We start from the raw sequence: 17046 nt of genomic DNA, 5'->3' as shown, positions 1-17046 counted from the left end.
TTAAAATAATGCGTTGCCTAAATTGATACGTGAATTTTGTGGTCATGTCAACTTTTGTTTAAAATGGCGTGTTCAACTGGTTACGCGGGTTATAGATTCCTTATAACGACATAAAAAACCTAAAAATTAAATATATAGGGTTTTTAATCTAAAAATAGATACTGATGATTTTGTTTTATTTGGCATAATCTTCATAATATGGATTATTGTGCTTCTCTGATATTTTGGGCCATAAATCATCTGCCTAGAGAGGAAAACGTCGGTTTTGGTATGCCACATTGAGGTCTCCTTGGTAGGGAATGAGATAAGTAATAGCAGCCTGTTAGTTATTACAATGATAAATTCACAATAAATCTTATTATTTTTACAATATATATTTTTTAATATAAATATTCATCACTATTATAAATAATAGCGTTTGTTATTTTTAAATGTTATGAGTTTGTTCTGTGGGTATAATTAAATGACGAGATTAAATTCATTATTTAATATGTTGATGCTAATAACTAAGGATTAATAAGTTTGAATTGATGAATTTATTATTTATTAATGACATAGTTGTCAATCATCTCATTTTGTGATGTGATTATCTTGTTAAGTTTATTATTGGTACTTATGATTAAACGGGTTGGCATTTTTGATGTAAATTTCTGTGGAAATATATATAAGATATTTTATGTGAATACTTTGTTCGCGAATTTATCTATGGGCGTTATTGACTAAAAGATAGGGAGTAAATTAATACTTTTGCATTTATACAAGGATGAGACTCATTTTACTCAACAAGAGTAGTGATGAGAACATTGGTATTGTTAATAGTAAGAGAATAAAGATATTTTGAGGTGTATATAAATATCAGTAAAGTTCTTTTATTAATCATGCCATCTGCATAAAGCTTAGTGGAGTTAAGCATGTTTGAACACAACTTAGTAGCCGACGACCAAGTAACTAAAAAAGAAGGTAGTGATGTTCACTTAAGAAGTGTCGACCTCAATTTATTAACCGTTTTTGATGCCGTGATGCAAATGCATAACGTGACACGTGCAGCCCAGTCACTGGGAATGTCCCAGCCAGCAGTGAGTAATGCCGTTGCCCGTTTGAAAGTGATGTTTAATGACGAGCTGTTCGTTCGTTATGGCCGAGGTATTCAGCCTACCTCCAGGGCTCGTCAGTTGTTTGGGCCGGTGAGGCAAGCCCTGCAATTAGTTCAAAATGAGTTGCCCGGTGCCGGCTTTGAAGCCAAAAAGAGTAAGCGAATCTTTAAATTATCTGTTTGTAGTCCGTTAGATATCAGATTGACGGCACAAATAATACAATGCATTAAGCAATTAGCGCCTAATGTTCAGATCATGATCAAATCCTATTTGAATGATAATATTGAGCATCAGTTGCGCTATCAAGAGACCGAATTTGTTATAGGTTATACCAAATTTGAGCGCCCGGACTTTCATTATTTATCAATCTCTAATGATGAATCCGTTCTGGTAGTCTCGAAAGACCATCCCCGTATTGGTAATTCAATTACGCAAGAACAACTCCTTTCAGAGCTACATGCGGTAGTGTCATTGGATAAAGTAGGTTCTTTCAGTGGGCATTATTATGAGTCAGAGGTCAGTGCTCAAACTATTGTATATGAAAGTACTGATATGAATAGTGTGCTTAATATTGTATCTCAAACTTGCTTTGTGGCAATTGCGCCTCGTTGGCTTGCTCAAAAATACAGCGATGCGCTTAATCTGAAACTTATCTCTTTACCTTGGAAAAATACAAACCGGCCATGTTATCTCACGTGGCATGAATCTACTGATAGAGATAAAGGCCATCAGTGGATGAAAGAGCTACTCAGCCAACTTACTATTCCTGCGTAATTATTTTTGTTAACCCCTGCTGCTGGAATTATCTTATTCTCAGTAGCAGGTAAGGTAACAACTAACTTAACGTGTGTTTTTGTTGTCGGCCATTGTTCAGTTCAACGCCACGCTATTGTCCTGCCGACTCCCCTTGCCGCCCTAAATGCTCTATTTTTCATCAAAGTCAATTTCAGCTCACACTTCTACTCTGAATTTTATTTGCTCTAACCGATAGAGCGGGTAGACTGCGCGAAAAAAAGTGAACACATGTAAGCTGAATGCCAATTAGCTGCAAGTTGCAGTACACTTTAATGGATAATCAATACCCAATAGATTTCAAGGTGCGGGACGGCGCTAAGCGAAAGGCTCCCGATAAACTGGTCCAGTCACCTGATTTGGATAAGCGCAAGCCGCTTCACAGCAGTAACTTGAAAGATGGCGAGTACAAAGCGAGCGGCGATGTTATGACCCACACATTAGAGCAATACCACCTTGTGCGCCGACTGCGCCAACAAATCAGCCACCGTGCTGACCAAATAGCCTTGCGTGAATGGTCGCCAGAGGGCGAACAGCAATTAAGCTGGCAGCAGGTTGATACCCATGTCACCCAAATTTCAGCCGCTCTGTTATCCCTAGGGGTTGCCATCCAAGAGCGCATTGGGATTTTTGCCAATAACAGCATGACCTGGTCGTTGGCGGATTTAGCTATTTTGCAGTTACGTGGTGTCAGTGTTCCATTGTATGCCACCAATACCAGTGCTCAGGCCGCCTATGTGCTCAATGATGCCGATGTGCGTATTTTATTTGTCGGCGGACAAACGCAATTTGATGTAGCCGCAACGCTAAAGCCGCTGTGCCCGCAACTTGCTCAGATTATTGTGTTAGACCCTACAGTTGATTTACGCGGTTGTGAATATGCCCAACACTTAGCTGATTTTGAGCAGCAGCCTGATGCGGTACAGCAACATCTACTCACTGCACGTATAGATAGCTGCGACTTAAATGATTTATTCACACTGATTTATACCTCGGGAACCACCGGTGAACCGAAAGGTGTGATGCTGGATTACCGTAATATGGCCGCCCAGCTTTATTTGCACGATCAGCGTTTAACCCTGACAGCAGAGGATGTCTCTCTTAGTTTCCTGCCGTTATCCCATGTGTTTGAGCGGGCCTGGAGCTTCTATGTGATGCATACTGGCGCCCAAAATGTGTATATCAGCAATACTGATTGGGTGCGACCAGCGATGCTGGCAGTAAAGCCGACGGTGATGTGTGCTGTCCCTCGGTTTTACGAGAAAGTGTTCAGTGCCATCAATGACAAAGTCGCTCTGGCAAAATGGCATCGCCGGATGTTGTTCCGTTGGGCGGTAGGGTGTGGCGAGCGCCAATTCCAAAGCCTGCAACGTGGGCAAAAATTATCATTGTTATCCGGGCAGATGTACAAGCTGGCGGATCGCTTGGTATTGAGTAAATTGCGTGGGGTATTAGGCGGGCGGGTGCGCTTTTTACCGGCCGCCGGTGCTCGGTTAGATGACAATATCATCCTGTTTTTCCAGGCAATCGGTATCAATATTAAGTACGGCTATGGCATGACCGAAACCTGTGCCACCGTTTCATGTTGGGAAGAGCAAGATTTCCGTTTCGGCTCTATCGGTAAGCCGCTGCCGGGGATTGATGTGCGTTTGGGCGCAGAGAATGAAATTCAGGTACGCGGTCCCATTGTGATGCGCGGCTATTTTAACAAACCGCAAGAGACGGCTGAGTCGTTCACCGAAGATGGTTGGCTCAAAACGGGGGATGCCGGGGCGTTGGATGCCCAAGGGAACTTGTTTATCACCGAACGTCTGAAAGACTTGATGAAAACCTCCGGCGGGAAATATATTGCGCCGCAAATGATTGAGGGCACACTTGGTCAGGATCGTTTTATTGAACAGGTTGCGATTATTGCTGATACGCGCAAATTTGTCTCCGCGCTGATAGTGCCCTGTTTTGAGTCACTTGAAGAGTATGCCCGTTCGATAAACCTGAAATACCACGACAGGTTAGAGTTATTACGCCATAGCCATATTGTCAGTTTGTTTGAACAAAGGCTGAAAGATATGCAAAAAGAGTTGGCGCTGTTCGAGCAGGTTAAGCGCTTTACGTTGTTACCGCAGGCATTTACCATGGAAACGGGTGAATTGACCCCTACTATGAAGCTGCGCCGTAAAATCATTCTCCAGCGTTATCAGAATGAAATTGACTCTATGTACCGCGATTAGTCGATACTGTCATCATGTTGCTGCCTGTTCTGATACAGGCAGCCGCTGTTTTTCTGAACGTTCAGCCCCTTCACTTACCTGGCCCGGTATCATCCCACGTTTTTTCTTCTACCAACGCGTAAAATTCTTAGCCTGATTAAGTTCTATGATTAATTATCTTGGCGGTGTTTAAACTAAGGTCAGCCCTTCTCAGGCAGTTTTTTGTTTTTGTAATGTGAACAAAAACAGAGTGCGGCCAACTAAATTGTCTTTAGTGCAGCGAATTGCCATTTGCCTGCCAGAAAATCTGACGTTATGTTAATAAGTTATTACGTACAAATAATAAATATAGGAATTAGGGCGAAGTGCCTTTCCTACAGGATCCCGTGGAAATGACTTCCCGTTATCCAATGAGCAAACTAAGCCTGGAGGCAAAACCCATGGAGATGTTGTCAGGAGCCGAGATGGTTGTCCGATCGTTAATCGATCAGGGCGTGAAGCATGTATTCGGTTATCCCGGCGGGGCCGTACTTGATATCTACGATGCCCTGCACACGGTCGGAGGCATCGATCACGTGCTGGTGCGCCATGAACAAGGCGCGGTTCACATGGCCGATGGCTATGCACGAGCAACCGGCGAGGTTGGCGTGGTACTGGTTACTTCAGGCCCAGGTGCGACCAATGCCATTACCGGTATCGCTACTGCGTATATGGACTCAGTACCGATGGTGGTGCTTTCCGGTCAGGTACCTAGCTCATTGATAGGCTACGATGCTTTTCAGGAATGTGACATGGTGGGGATCTCCCGCCCAGTGGTGAAACACAGTTTTCTGGTGAAGCGGACTGAAGATATTCCAACAGTACTGAAAAAAGCCTTCTATCTGGCATCAACTGGCCGCCCAGGCCCGGTCGTTATCGATTTGCCAAAAGATATTGTTGGACCTGCAGTAAAAATGCCTTACGCCTACCCGGATCAGGTTAGCCTGCGTTCTTATAACCCCACAGTACAAGGCCATCGTGGGCAGATTAAACGCGCGCTGCAAACTATTCTGGCGGCCAAGAAACCCATCATGTATGTCGGCGGTGGGGCGATTAACTCTGCCTGTCACGAAGAGCTGCTCGTTCTTGCTGAGAAACTGAATTTGCCGGTGACCAGCTCTTTGATGGGGTTAGGGAGCTTCCCAGGAACTCATCGCCAAAGCGTAGGTATGCTGGGGATGCACGGAACATTTGAAGCCAATATGGCGATGCACAATACGGATCTGATTTTTGCCGTTGGCGTGCGCTTTGATGACCGTACCACCAACAATCTGGCGAAATACTGCCCGAATGCCACGGTAGTACACATCGATATCGACCCGACTTCAATTTCGAAAACCGTAAATGCAGATATTCCAATAGTTGGTGATGCCAAACAAGTCTTGGTACAGATGCTGGAGTTGTTGTCTCAGATTGATTGCACACAGGATTGCGATAGTTTGCGTGACTGGTGGCAATCCATCGAACAATGGCGTGCCCGCAATTGCCTGAGTTACAACAAAGACAGCGGTAAAATCAAGCCGCAGGCGGTGATCGAAACCTTACATCGCCTCACCAGCGGTGATGCCTATGTCACCTCTGATGTCGGTCAACACCAGATGTTCGCTGCACTTTACTATCCGTTTGATAAGCCACGCCGTTGGATTAACTCCGGTGGACTGGGGACGATGGGCTTTGGCCTGCCCGCAGCACTTGGCGTCAAGCTGGCGTTACCAGACGAAACCGTAGTTTGCGTCACCGGTGATGGCAGTATCCAGATGAATATTCAGGAATTATCCACTGCATTGCAATATAACTTGCCGGTGCTGGTGTTGAACCTGAACAACCGCTATCTCGGTATGGTGAAACAGTGGCAGGACATGATCTACTCTGGCCGACACTCACAGTCTTATATGGATTCGCTGCCTGACTTCGTCAAATTGGCTGAAGCCTATGGCCATATTGGCGTTTCTATTCGCACGCCGGATGAGTTGGAAAGCAAACTGGCTGATGCCCTGACACAATTATCCGAGACCAAGCGTTTGGTATTTGTGGATGTGACGGTTGATGAAACGGAGCATGTTTACCCGATGCAGATTCGTGGTGGTGGCATGGACGAAATGTGGCTTAGCAAAACGGAGAGGACATAATTATGCGCCGCCGGATTTTATCAGTTCTACTGGAAAACGAATCAGGTGCGCTCTCAAGAGTTGTGGGCCTGTTTTCTCAACGTGGTTACAACATTGAGAGTTTAACGGTCGCGCCGACCGACGATCCGACACTGTCCCGCATGACGATTCAGACCGTGGGCGATGCTAAGGTTCTGGAGCAGATAGAAAAACAACTGCATAAACTGGTCGATGTACTGCGTGTTAGTGAGTTGGTTTCTGGCTCACATGTTGAGCGTGAGATCATGTTGGTGAAGTTGCAGGCCAGTGGTTACGGGCGTGAAGAAGTGAAACGGTGTGCGGAAATCTTCCGTGGGCAAATTGTGGATGTGACCGCCACGCTTTACACCGTCCAACTGGCTGGCACCAGTGATAAGCTGGATGCATTCCTCAATGCGGTGCGGGAAGTGGCAGAAATTGTCGAAGTTGCCCGCTCAGGTATTGTCGGTGTGTCACGCGGTGACAAGATTATGCGTTAATGAAACTTATTAACACTGACTAATCTCCAATAATCAGGCTCGGCAGGTGTGTCGGGCTTTTTTTTCTTATTTTTTAACCGAGATAGCGTTATATGGCGGTTAAAGCGGTTGCTCAAGAGTGAGTTCTGCGGTTAGATCTACAGTGTGCTATATCCGTAGTTAAACTATGTCTATAAATCTTGTGGTTTAGCTTGTGACACCGCAGTTTATCGGCGTTTTTGAGAATCACTGGGATACTTAGCTCTGGCAGACATCATGCCTTTCATCACTTTATTGGGTTTATAAGGGGTTAATGTGAAACTGGATGAAATCGCGCGTCTTGCGGGCGTTTCGCGTACAACGGCCAGTTATGTCATTAATGGCAAAGCGAAACAGTACCGAGTCAGCGACAAAACAGTAGACAAAGTTATGGCGGTTGTCAGGGAACATAACTATCACCCAAATGCTGTTGCGGCAGGATTGCGCGCGGGCAGAACCCGTTCCATTGGTTTGGTGATCCCGGACCTTGAGAATACCAGCTATACCCGTATTGCAAATTATCTGGAACGCCAGGCGCGCCAGCGCGGTTATCAACTGTTGATCGCCTGTTCTGAAGATCAGCCAGATAATGAGATGCGTTGTATCGAACACCTGTTACAGCGCCAGGTTGATGCCATTATCGTTTCTACCGCATTGCCCCCTGAGCACCCTTTTTACCAGCGCTGGGCTAATGATCCATTGCCAATCATTGCATTGGATCGGGCGCTTGATCGGGAGCATTTCATTAGCGTCGTCGGCGCGGATCAAGAAGATGCACTGATGCTGGCACAAGAACTACGTGCCTTCCCCGCAGAGTCGGTATTGTATTTAGGCGCGCTGCCGGAACTCTCGGTCAGTTTCTTGCGTGAGATGGGATTCCGTGAGGCGTGGAAAGATGATCCACGTAAAGTCGATTACCTGTATGCCAATAGCTACGAGCGCGAAGCTGCTGGCGTGCTGTTTGCGCAGTGGCTTAAGACCCACCCAATGCCACAGGCGCTATTTACCACCTCATTCCAGCTACTACAGGGCGTTATGGATGTGACCTTAAAGCAAAGTGGGCGTTTACCCAGTAATCTGGCGATTGCTACTTTTGGTGATAACGAGCTGTTGGACTTCCTTGAGTGCCCAGTACTGGCAGTGGCACAGCGCCACCGTGATGTTGCCGAGCGCGTGCTGGAGCTGGTATTAGCCAGTCTGGATGAACCGCATAAACCGAAACCGGGGTTAACCCGTATTCGCCGCAATTTATTCCGCCGGGGCAGTTTGAGCCGCAAGTAACCGAGTAATAAATATTCCGGTTAGGGCGGTTAATACCCAATAAATTTCATGGTGTAGGAAGCCAACAGCGGCCTCAACGAGGTGAGGCCGCTGTTGGGCCGAGTAGTGACGCCAACACACCTGCATTATGAAAGATGACGAATATTCTCAAACATAGCCTGCCACGCGGAACAACCGGCGGCAGTATTCCAGAAAGTAGCCGTAAGCCACACCCATCGCCATTGAAACCAACGCGTTACTGGTAACCGCCGTAGTAATTTGTTCTAAATCAGCCCCGACCGACCACAAGATTATGGCATAAACCGGAGACTGGAAGCTGACATAGGCCAGTAAGTCTGCCAGATTCCGCGCCCAAGAATGCTTATCGGCATGATGGCGCGCAAAGCGGATAAAGGCATCCCGATACACACCATAAGGCCAGGCAATAAGGATATTGACGGGTATTGAAACCAGGCGGGAAGAGAGTGACTGCTGGAAGGTCATTCCCGAGATCACGATTTCAATTATCATACCGATGACAAAACAATACACCACGAGCGCAAAAGTATCGGCTGCAGCACTACGCAGGCGGGACCCAGTTGAAAACATTGTCATTAACTCCCTACTTGGGGGAAAAGTCTGCCAAAATACCAATTGATGAGATTTTTAGCAGGATTTATACATTGCTTATCATTTAAATTGCAGGTGATTATATTGCTATTTTGCTTTTTATATAGTTTACAGTGCTATCGTTATTAATATAACCAGCTTAAAATTTTTATTTTTAACATTTGTCTGGTTTTTATACTTTGTACTGTGAGGAATTGAGCTTTGGGTGGTTTTTTAAATGGCGGGATGTCTATTTTTTCTTTAAAAACATGTGGTTGTGTTTTTTGATGTTGACGAGGAAAGGGCCGGCAACGTAACTCAAATTTTAAATAAGGTGTGAAACAGAAACTAATTTACTTAAATTTCTAATTTAAGATTTATCTGCCTGAAGACATTCATATTTCAGTGATGCTAAGAAATATGCGCCAATAATTTATTTCAAAATAGATTAATCCCCATTGGTTAATTGAAGTAAAATGTCGCGCCAGTAACACTCGTTGTTTCCAAGGTTATTATTGTGCTGCTGTGGGTTTTGCCGCCGACTATCGCTGTTTTTCCTTAGGAGACGCCAGCGGTAGCGGGTTTTGTACTCAGGCTGTTTATTTTTAGACCGTACAATTTTCATACTAAAAATGAGACATTCCTTGCAGAAGGAAATAATGAGACAATTAATCGGCAATTAATTATTTATTTAAGTAGCTAGAATTATTGGCGGAAAAATAGCCCGTTTATCATGACGTTAATTTCTATTACAACCACTAAAATAGCCCCTTCTACGAGATATATCTCAAAAATGGCCCATAAATATTGTCAAAGCGCATCGGCTCTGGCTTGACAAGGTTTTCATACCATCCGTAAACTCTTTAATGTGGGGATTTGTGGGGTAAAGTGGCGAATTGGGTCATGAAGGGGTAACTCAGTCATGTTTCGTGGTGCAACGATGGTTAACCTCGACAGTAAAGGGCGGCTTGCCGTACCTACCCGTTATCGGGATTTACTGAACGAGGAGTCGCAAGGCCAGATGGTCTGTACCATAGACCTTCACCAACCATGCCTGTTGCTTTATCCACTCCCTGAATGGGAAATCATTGAACAAAAATTATCCCGTCTGTCGAGCATGAATCCGGCTGAGCGTCGGGTCCAGCGTTTGCTGTTAGGGCACGCCAGTGAATGTCAGATGGATGGTGCCGGGCGCTTACTGATCGCAGGAACATTGCGACAGCATGCCGGGCTGAATAAAGAAGTGATGCTGGTTGGGCAGTTCAACAAGTTTGAACTGTGGGATGAACAGACCTGGTATCAACAAGTCAAGGATGACATCGACGCAGAACAGTCCACTCAGGAACCCTTGTCTGAGCGGCTACAGGACTTATCGCTATAAGCATGGTAGATAACAACAAAATTGTAGATAACAACTACAAGCATACAAGCGTATTGCTGGATGAGGCGGTAAATGGCCTGAACATCCGCGATAACGGCATCTATATTGACGGCACTTTTGGCCGTGGTGGCCATTCGCGTCTGATTCTGTCCCAGCTTGGGCCAGAAGGGCGTCTGATTGCAATTGACCGTGACCCACAAGCTATCGAAGCGGCAAAATCTATTACTGATCCACGTTTCTCTATCGTACACGGTCCTTTTTCCGAGTTAGCGCATTATGTGCGAGAACTGGATTTAGTTGGTCGCATTGACGGTGTATTGCTCGATCTAGGGGTTTCATCACCCCAGTTGGATGACCCTGAACGTGGTTTCTCTTTCATGCGTGACGGGCCATTGGATATGCGTATGGACCCCTCCCGTGGATTATCTGCTGCTGAGTGGTTGATGAAAGCCAGCGCCGACGATATCGCGTGGGTGTTAAAAACCTTTGGTGAAGAGCGTTTTGCCAAGCGCCTGGCTAAAGCCATTGTTGAGCGCAACCTTACTCAACCGATGACTCGCACCAAAGAGCTGGCTGATTTGATTGCCAACGCCAGCCCATTCCGCGAAAAGCACAAACATCCCGCTACCCGTAGCTTCCAGGCTATTCGTATCTATATCAACAGTGAATTGGAAGAGATTGAGCGCGCACTTGATGGCGCACTTGAAGTTCTGGCCCCTGCGGGCCGTTTGTCAGTGATTAGCTTCCACTCTCTTGAAGATCGCATTGTTAAAAACTTTATTCGTCATCATAGCCGTGGCCCACAGGTTCCTGCAGGGTTGCCATTGACGGAAGCGCAGTTGCGCAGCATGGGTGGGCGCACATTGAAATCGGCTGGCAAAATGATGCCTCCAGATGCTGAGGTGGCGGAAAACCCACGGGCACGAAGCTCGGTATTGCGTTTTGCCGAGAGGATTAAAGAGTGATAGGCAACGAACGCCACGGTTTAGTTGGGGTCATCAGCGGTGATTTAATCCGCAATGCGAAGATCCCGTTAATTTTACTGATCGCGGTGTTGGTGTCTGCTGTTTTCGTGGTAACCACCGCTCACCGTACACGCTTGTTGACCGCAGAGCGTGAGCAGTTGGTGCTGGAACGGGATGCGCTGGATATCGAGTGGCGTAACCTGATTTTGGAAGAGAACGCGTTGGGTGACCACAGTCGTGTTGAAAGTATCGCGACTGACAAACTGAAAATGCAACATGTTGATCCATCACAAGAAAATATTGTGGTTAAACAATAGGTTATTTCCAATAAATAAAGGAATTAGTCGCCACCATGACGTTGAGTAGCCAAGGTAACGGATGAAAGCAGCGCGCCCCGGGAAGTTAAAGCGCCAGGAAGAACAAGCCAGCTTTATTAGCTGGCGTTTTGCGTTGCTGTGCGGCTGTATTTTGCTGGCATTGGTCGGTTTGATGTTACGTACCGCGTACCTGCAAGTGATTAATCCTGACAAACTGGTGCGCGAGGGTGATATGCGCTCGCTGCGAGTGCAGGAAGTACCGACGGCTCGTGGCATGATCAGTGACCGCTCAGGCCGCCCGTTGGCGGTAAGCGTGCCGGTCAATGCGGTTTGGGCTGATCCGAAAGAGCTGACCGAGCGTGGTGGTATTACGTTAGATACTCGCTGGAAAGCGCTATCGGATGCTCTGGAAATCCCACTGGATCAATTGGCGACCCGTATTAATGCCAATCCTAAAGGGCGTTTCGTTTATCTGGCGCGTCAGGTTAACCCCGCGATTGGCGACTATATCCATAAACTGAAACTCCCCGGTATCTATCTGCGGCAGGAATCACGCCGCTACTATCCGGCCGGTCAGGTGATGGCACACATTATTGGTGTCACCAATATTGATGGCCAAGGCATTGAAGGGGTTGAGAAAAGTTTTGACCGTTGGCTCACTGGGCAACCAGGTGAGCGTACGGTACGTAAAGACCGCTATGGTCGTGTCATTGAGGATATCTCTTCTGTTGATAGTCAGGCCGCACATAACCTGGTGTTGAGTGTTGACGAGCGCCTACAGGCGCTGGTGTATCGCGAATTGAACAATGCGGTGGCATTCAACAAAGCAGAATCAGGCACTGCGGTGCTGGTAGATGTGAGTACCGGCGAAGTATTAGCAATGGCGAATAGCCCGTCTTATAACCCGAATAACCTGACCGGAACGCCGAAAGATGCGATGCGTAACCGGGCGATAACCGATATTTTTGAACCCGGCTCCACAGTGAAGCCAATGGTAGTGATGACGGCATTGCAGCATGGCGTTGTGAAAGAAAACAGCGTGCTGAATACCTTGCCGTACTTTGTTAATGGGCACCAGATTAAAGACGTGGCCCGTTACGCAGAGCTGTCCGTGACCGGGATCTTGCAGAAGTCGAGTAACGTCGGTGTTTCTAAGCTGGCGTTAGCGATGCCATCCTCAGCGTTAGTAGATACTTACTCACGGTTTGGGTTTGGGAAAGCGACCAATTTGGGGTTGGTCGGAGAAAGCAGTGGCTTATATCCTAAAAAACAACGGTGGTCTGACATAGAGAGGGCCACCTTCTCTTTCGGCTACGGGCTAATGGTAACACCGTTACAACTAGCGCGAGTCTATGCAACCATCGGCAGCATGGGGATTTATCGCCCGCTGTCGATCACCAAAGTTGACCCGCCAGTGGCCGGTGAACGCATTTTCCCTGAACCGCTGGTTCGTACCGTGGTGCATATGATGGAAAGTGTGGCATTACCTGGCGGCGGGGGCACGAAAGCCGCCATTAAAGGCTACCGTATTGCCATTAAAACCGGTACTGCCAAGAAGGTTGGCCCGGATGGCAAGTATATGGACCGATACCTCGCTTACACCGCCGGCGTTGCGCCCGCGAGTAACCCTCGATTTGCTCTGGTTGTGGTCATCAATGACCCGCAGGCAGGGAAATATTACGGTGGTGCGGTTTCTGCACCGGTGTTCGGTGCCATCATGGGCGGCGTTCTGCGTACCATGAACATTGAGCCAGATGCGTTACCCACCGGTGATAAAAGCGAATTAGTGATTAATACAAAAGAGGGTTCAGGTGGCAGATCGTAACTTGCGCGACTTACTCGCTCCTTGGGGGCTAGACGTCCCGGAGCGTGCGCTACGGGAAATGACATTAGACAGCCGTGTTGCCGCTGCCGGGGATTTGTTTGTCGCCATTGTCGGCCACCAGACGGACGGGCGTCGCTATATCCCGCAAGCTATCGCACAAGGTGTTGCAGCCGTGATAGCCGAAGCCGATGGCGTGGCACCGGATGCCAGTGTGGTAGAGATGCATGGTGTTCCTGTTATTTATTTGCGTAATTTGAATCAACATTTATCCAAGCTGGCGGGGCAATTCTACCACCAGCCGGGTGCAGCATTACGTTTGGTCGGTGTGACGGGGACCAACGGCAAAACCACCACCACCCAACTGTTGGCACAATGGAGCCAGGCACTGGGGGAAACCAGCGCGGTAATGGGTACGGTTGGCAATGGTTTGTTAGGGCAAGTGATCCCGACGGAAAATACCACCGGTTCAGCGGTTGATATCCAGCATTTACTGCGCAATTTGGTTGATCAAGGGGCTACTTTTGCGGCGATGGAAGTTTCTTCCCACGGTTTGATTCAAAACCGCGTAGCTGCATTGCCGTTTGCTGCCGCCGTGTTCACTAACTTAAGCCGCGATCATCTGGATTATCACGGCAATATGGCGAGTTATGAGGCGGCAAAATGGTTGCTGTTCTCCACCCATCAATCCGAACACAAAATTATCAATGCTGATGACGAAGTCGGTCGCCGCTGGTTAGGGCAGTTGCCGCAAGCAGTCGCTGTCAGCATGGAAGGCCAGGTTCCTACGGGCTGGAATGGCCCGTGGTTATCGGCGAATAACGTTCATTATCACGATAACGGTGCCAGCATCGCTTTTGACTCAAGCTGGGGCGAAGGCAAATTAGAAAGCCGTTTGATGGGGGCGTTTAACGTCAGTAATCTGCTGGTGGCACTGTCAACACTCCTTTCACTGGGTTATCCGCTAGCACAATTATTAGCAACCGCACCAAACCTGCAACCGGTATGTGGGCGTATGGAAGTGTTTAACGCGCCAGGTAAACCGACGGTGGTCGTGGATTATGCTCATACCCCGGATGCTTTGGAAAAAGCCCTGGCTGCGGCCCGCTTACATTGCAAAGGTCAGTTGTGGTGTGTGTTTGGTTGCGGTGGTGATCGTGACAAAGGTAAGCGCCCACTTATGGGCGGTATCGCAGAACAACTGGCGGATCGGGTGGTCGTCACCGATGATAACCCACGCAGTGAAGAGCCGCAGGCTATCGTGGCGGATATCCTCAGTGGCTTGTTGGATGCTGGGCATGCATTGGCAATTCATGGCCGCGCCGAAGCGGTGACCAGCGCCATTATGCAAGCCAAAGAAGAAGATGTCGTCCTGGTGGCAGGTAAGGGACATGAAGATTATCAATTAGTGGGTAATCGCCGCCTGGATTATTCAGACAGAGTTACCGTCGCCCGTTTGTTGGGGGTGATGGCATGATTAAGGTCTCGCTGCATTTCCTGTCTACGCTGCTTAACGCTGAATATATTGGCAGTGAAAACGTCGATATCACTGAAGTGACCATTGATACCCGTAAGGTTACAGCGGGTTGTTTATTCGTGGCACTGAAAGGCGAGCGTTTTGATGGACATGATTTTGCAGAAGATGCAGTTGCCGCAGGCGCTGGCGCTTTGCTGGTAAGTAAACGCTTACTGGTGGGGGCACCGCAGTTAGTGGTCAAAGACACTCGTCTGGCGCTGGGGCAATTTGCGGCGTGGGTGCGTGAACAAGTGCCTGCTCGGGTGGTGGCTTTAACCGGCTCATCCGGTAAAACCTCGGTAAAAGAAATGGTGGCTGCCATTTTACGTCAATGCGGCAATGTGCTGTATACCGCCGGCAACTTCAATAATGATATTGGGGTGCCACTGACTTTACTGCGTTTGTCGCCTGAGCATGATTTCGCCGTGATTGAACTGGGGGCGAATCATGTTGGCGAAATCGCCTATACCACGGATTTAAGCCGCCCTGAGAGTGCTTTGGTTAACAATTTAGCTGCCGCTCATCTGGAAGGTTTTGGTTCACTGGCGGGAGTGGCGAAAGCCAAAGGTGAAATTTTTGCCGGGTTGCCTGCTAACGGGACGGCAATTATTAATGCCGACAGCAATGACTGGCCGCACTGGCAGGAAATGCTGCACAACAAGCGCGTTTGGTATTTTTCACCTCGCGGTGCGGAAGATATCGATTTCTATGCCAGTGATGTGCGTATTACACCACAGGCGACGCATTTCACCCTGCATTCGCCCTTTGGCACCATAGCCATCGAATTACCCCTGCCGGGGCGGCACAACATTGCCAACGCCTTAGCTGCAACGGCGTTAGCCATGTCAGTTGGCGCGGATTTAGCTGCCGTCCGCCAAGGGCTGGCACAATTACAAGCTGTACCGGGCCGTTTATTCCCGATTCAATTATCGGCAGGTAAATTGCTGCTCGATGACTCTTACAACGCCAACGTCGGTTCTATGACTGCTGCGGCACAAGTGCTGGCAGAAATGCCCGGTTACCGCGTGCTGGTGGTGGGGGATATGGCTGAATTGGGCGATACCGCCGTAGATTGCCATCGTCAGGTGGGGGAAGCTGCCAGACAGGCGGGTGTCGATAAAGTGCTGAGTGTTGGCTCATTGAGTCAGACGCTGAGTGATGCGAGCGGTAACGGCGAACATTTTCAGGATAAGAACACATTGGCAGCCCGTGTGAGTGAATTGCTGCTCGAACATCCGGTTATCACCGTTTTAATTAAAGGTTCACGTAGCGCCGCCATGGAAAATGTCGTGCGTGCGTTACAGGAGAATGCATCATGTTAGTTTGGTTGGCTGAATACTTAGTAAAATTTTACTCGGGCTTTAACGTCTTTTCCTATTTGACGTTCCGAGCCATTGTCAGTCTGTTGACGGCACTGTTTATTTCTTTGTGGATGGGGCCGCACCTGATTGCTTATTTGCAGAAATTGCAGATTGGTCAGGTAGTCCGTAACGATGGGCCAGAGTCACATTTCAGTAAACGCGGCACGCCAACCATGGGCGGCCTGATGATTTTGTTCTCTATCACCATTTCGGTGCTGATGTGGGCTTACCCTTCCAATCCATATGTCTGGTGTGTGCTATTCATTCTTGTGGGTTATGGCATCGTCGGTTTTATCGATGATTACCGCAAAGTGGTGCGTAAGAACACCAAAGGTTTGATCGCCCGCTGGAAGTATTTCTGGCAGTCAGTGATTGCACTGGCGGCAGCATTCGCCATGTACAGCATCGGTAAAGACACCGCGGCTACCGAGCTGGTGGTGCCATTTTTCAAAGACGTCATGCCGCAACTGGGTTTGATGTATATCTTGCTGGCTTACTTTGTGATTGTCGGTACCAGTAACGCGGTGAACCTGACTGACGGATTGGATGGTTTAGCTATCATGCCGACCGTGTTCGTCGCCGGTGGTTTTGCATTGGTTGCCTGGGCGACCGGTAACGTGAACTTCGCCGCATACTTGCACATTCCTTATCTGCGCCATGCCGGTGAACTGGTGATTGTCTGTACCGCGATTGTCGGTGCTGGGTTGGGCTTCTTATGGTTTAACACCTATCCGGCACAGGTCTTTATGGGTGATGTCGGCTCGTTGGCCTTGGGTGGTGCGTTAGGCACTATCGCGGTATTACTGCGCCAAGAGTTCTTATTAGTGATTATGGGCGGGGTATTCGTGGTTGAAACGCTGTCGGTAATCCTACAGGTAGGTTCCTTTAAGTTGCGTGGGCAGCGTATTTTCCGCATGGCCCCGATTCATCATCACTACGAACTTAAAGGCTGGCCAGAACCACGGGTTATCGTGCGTTTCTGGATTATTTCGCTGATGCTGGTGCTGATTGGCCTGGCGACGCTGAAGGTGCGGTAATT

Annotated in this window: 13 protein-coding genes; 12 read left to right on the top strand and 1 reads right to left on the bottom strand. The window is 48.1% G+C overall.

Annotated features, from left to right (window positions below; genetic code table 11):
• Positions 1–911 precede the first annotated feature (911 nt).
• The 5 genes from leuO (at position 912) to cra (ending at position 8057) form a co-directional block, all read left to right on the top strand.
• The gene (gene leuO / locus EL015_RS17820; RefSeq protein ID WP_005181386.1) at positions 912–1868 is read left to right on the top strand and encodes a transcriptional regulator LeuO; all 957 of its coding nucleotides are present in this window, start codon (positions 912–914) and stop codon (positions 1866–1868) included.
• 446 nt (positions 1869–2314) lie between these two features.
• Positions 2315–4114, top strand: coding sequence for an AMP-dependent synthetase/ligase (locus EL015_RS17815; protein WP_032905549.1), 1800 nt, complete (start codon positions 2315–2317; stop codon positions 4112–4114).
• A 419-nt stretch (positions 4115–4533) separates the two neighbouring features.
• Complete coding sequence (gene ilvI / locus EL015_RS17810; protein WP_032905551.1) at positions 4534–6261, top strand: acetolactate synthase 3 large subunit; 1728 nt, start codon at positions 4534–4536, stop codon at positions 6259–6261.
• Positions 6262–6263: 2 nt separating this feature from the next.
• Complete coding sequence (gene ilvN, locus EL015_RS17805; RefSeq protein WP_004388986.1) at positions 6264–6758, top strand: acetolactate synthase small subunit; 495 nt, start codon at positions 6264–6266, stop codon at positions 6756–6758.
• Positions 6759–7052: 294 nt separating this feature from the next.
• On the top strand, positions 7053–8057 hold the full coding sequence (gene cra, locus EL015_RS17800) for a catabolite repressor/activator (RefSeq protein ID WP_005181395.1): 1005 nt from the start codon (positions 7053–7055) through the stop codon (positions 8055–8057).
• A 147-nt stretch (positions 8058–8204) separates the two neighbouring features.
• Here cra and EL015_RS17795 read toward each other — a convergent pair whose 3' ends face one another.
• A complete protein-coding gene (locus EL015_RS17795; protein WP_005181398.1) occupies positions 8205–8645 on the bottom strand; it encodes an L-alanine exporter AlaE in 441 nt (146 codons plus the stop codon).
• 922 nt (positions 8646–9567) lie between these two features.
• Between EL015_RS17795 and mraZ the strand changes: the two genes are divergently transcribed.
• The 7 genes from mraZ to mraY all read left to right on the top strand — a co-directional run bounded on the left by mraZ (position 9568) and on the right by mraY (position 17044).
• A complete protein-coding gene (mraZ, locus tag EL015_RS17790) occupies positions 9568–10026 on the top strand; it encodes a division/cell wall cluster transcriptional repressor MraZ (protein WP_004875568.1) in 459 nt (152 codons plus the stop codon).
• Between the two features lie 2 nt (positions 10027–10028).
• A complete protein-coding gene (gene rsmH, locus EL015_RS17785) occupies positions 10029–10991 on the top strand; it encodes a 16S rRNA (cytosine(1402)-N(4))-methyltransferase RsmH (protein ID WP_005181402.1) in 963 nt (320 codons plus the stop codon).
• Positions 10988–11308: a cell division protein FtsL gene (gene ftsL / locus EL015_RS17780; protein ID WP_032905456.1), complete on the top strand. Its 321-nt coding sequence runs from the start codon at positions 10988–10990 to the stop codon at positions 11306–11308. The genes rsmH and ftsL overlap by 4 nt, the downstream gene beginning before the upstream one ends.
• 61 nt (positions 11309–11369) lie before the next feature.
• Entirely contained in the window at positions 11370–13133 is a 1764-nt protein-coding gene (locus tag EL015_RS17775) for a peptidoglycan glycosyltransferase FtsI (protein WP_005181406.1), read from the top strand.
• Positions 13120–14607 (top strand): UDP-N-acetylmuramoyl-L-alanyl-D-glutamate--2,6-diaminopimelate ligase, encoded by a 1488-nt coding sequence (murE, locus tag EL015_RS17770; protein WP_032905457.1) that lies wholly within the window; start codon positions 13120–13122, stop codon positions 14605–14607. The genes EL015_RS17775 and murE overlap by 14 nt, the downstream gene beginning before the upstream one ends.
• Positions 14604–15968 carry a UDP-N-acetylmuramoyl-tripeptide--D-alanyl-D-alanine ligase gene (gene murF / locus EL015_RS17765; RefSeq protein WP_032905458.1) on the top strand — a complete coding sequence of 455 codons (1365 nt, stop codon included), beginning with the start codon at positions 14604–14606 and terminating at the stop codon, positions 15966–15968. The genes murE and murF overlap by 4 nt, the downstream gene beginning before the upstream one ends.
• Positions 15962–17044: a phospho-N-acetylmuramoyl-pentapeptide-transferase gene (gene mraY / locus EL015_RS17760; RefSeq protein WP_032905459.1), complete on the top strand. Its 1083-nt coding sequence runs from the start codon at positions 15962–15964 to the stop codon at positions 17042–17044. The genes murF and mraY overlap by 7 nt, the downstream gene beginning before the upstream one ends.
• Positions 17045–17046 lie beyond the last annotated feature (2 nt).

Source organism: Yersinia intermedia, from assembly GCF_900635455.1.
In the GTDB taxonomy this organism is placed as follows: Bacteria; Pseudomonadota; Gammaproteobacteria; order Enterobacterales; family Enterobacteriaceae; genus Yersinia; species Yersinia intermedia.
This window is presented reverse-complemented; position numbering and strand designations above follow the sequence as displayed.